Here is a 1796-nt window from a genome sequence, read left to right on the forward strand (position 1 = left end):
CTAGAAATCTTTAATGTGGCAAACCGAACTAGGTTATCAGAGTCGCCTTTCCAAGTAAAGGAACCGCTACGCTTTCACTACGTAGAACTACTCCGTTAAAACTCTTTATCGTCTTTATATTCGCTCAGTATGTATGAAATCAAAGCGTTGACCGACATACCTCTCTTTTCAGCTTCTTTTTTTAACCATTCGTGTAGGTCTTCAGTAAGCCTTAGAGAAAAAACCGCTTTTCCCAATAACTTCACCTCCTTATGGTATCATTATAGTATCAAAGTGGTATCATGTCAATACCATAATGGTTAGTGTTATTTCTCTCGGTCTTTTATAAATAAAATAAATCCGCCTTGCGGTGTCGGGGGCCCCAACTGGAGTCACCCCACCCACACGCAAAAGGGCGGATTTTATATTTTCAAGGAAATTAAATAAGGACCCCATTATAGGAGTCCCATTGTCAAAGTTTGAACACTTTACCCGCTATTAGAAAACGGTAAAGTCATAGTATTTTTATTTTCTATGTGTTAAAATAGCGCTGTTAACTTTTGCGATTTAAGTTAATTTGTATCTTATGAATATTGCCTAGATATTCATTTTCATAGTTTTTGGAATATGTTATATATTCGTCATGAGACTTTAGCAGAGTCTCTTTTTCTTTTTCCGTCAAAATATACTCTTCAGGCTTCTTTAACCCTCTACTCGAAAAATAAGACTTCTCTCCAAGTAATCTTTCGTCAATATTATCCTTTATCATATATTTCGTTATATAAGCCCCTACATTGTCCACGTGGTCTATTTTATTTATTTTAACAAACCCATGACCCCAGATGTCCGATAGAACGTCTACAGGCGTGTAAGGAAGGTTATAGACCAATAGGTGATAATGTATAGCCCCTCGTTTCTGAAACTCAATTACAGCAGTGTATTTTAGTTTTATTTTTAAAGTGTAATTCAGCCTTTGGATAAACTTTTTGAAGTTATAGTTAGATTGTTTTATGTCCTGCATGTTTTCAGCATATGTAAGTGTGAAAAATTTCGGTTGCTCGTTCCACGCATTTGCATTGGCATTTGCTTGGTTAAACACTTGCTTCCTTGCACGATATAACACATCAGACCTGTTCTTCATCTTTGTTTCAGCATCATTTATCCAATCATGATCAGACTGTTTTTTCCTACCAGCATTTTCACGAACTGCATCTTTACCTGTTGCTACCTCTTTCTCGTAGCTCAATAATTCCCATACACCGCCACTTTTTATTAGTTTGTGACGATACCTCAATTATAAAATACCTCTCTTCCTTGTCTAAATTTTTCTGCTTATTAATCGCTATAATCAAGTTAAGTAAGAAACAGAAATAGCGATTAAATATTAACCTATTTTTCTATCAGATTTAAACGGAAATATAAATCCTAAATCTACTAGAATTGTACCACTAAATTCGCCGCAGCCGGTTATTACTTTTCTATCAACTCCTGAAATTTTATAAAAGAATCCTGGTTGCAAAATGATAGTTTGTTTTAGTGCGTGTAATGTAACCACCATTACTTTTGTGTCTTCGGTTTTGTAATAAGAAATATTAAACATGTGCTCGTCCTCTTTTCTTGTTTTTTTAGTTGCGCTTCACCATCACCACTGCGTAGATCTACTCCATGAATCCTTGACTCGGAACCTTTGCGACCCAGATTACTTGCCACCGTCGCCACCTTCTAGAAATCTTTAATGTGGCAAACCGAACTAGGTTATCAGAGTCGCCTTTCCAAGTAAAGGAACCGCTACGCTTTCACTACGTAGAACTACTCCG

Annotated in this window: 2 protein-coding genes; both read right to left on the reverse strand. The window is 36.3% G+C overall.

Features of this window, described 5'->3' with window-relative positions; genetic code table 11:
* Positions 1 to 95: 95 nt before the first annotated feature.
* Positions 96 to 245 (reverse strand): toxin-antitoxin system HicB family antitoxin, encoded by a 150-nt coding sequence (locus tag ACF1B9_RS37935; protein WP_350502499.1) that lies wholly within the window; start codon positions 243 to 245, stop codon positions 96 to 98.
* 287 nt (positions 246 to 532) lie between these two features.
* Entirely contained in the window at positions 533 to 1225 is a 693-nt protein-coding gene (locus tag ACF1B9_RS37940; RefSeq protein WP_350753516.1) for a hypothetical protein, read from the reverse strand.
* Positions 1226 to 1796: the final 571 nt, after the last annotated feature.

It is taken from the genome of Streptomyces sp. NPDC014727 (genome assembly GCF_043083485.1).
In the GTDB taxonomy this organism is placed as follows: Bacteria; Actinomycetota; Actinomycetes; order Streptomycetales; family Streptomycetaceae; genus Streptomyces.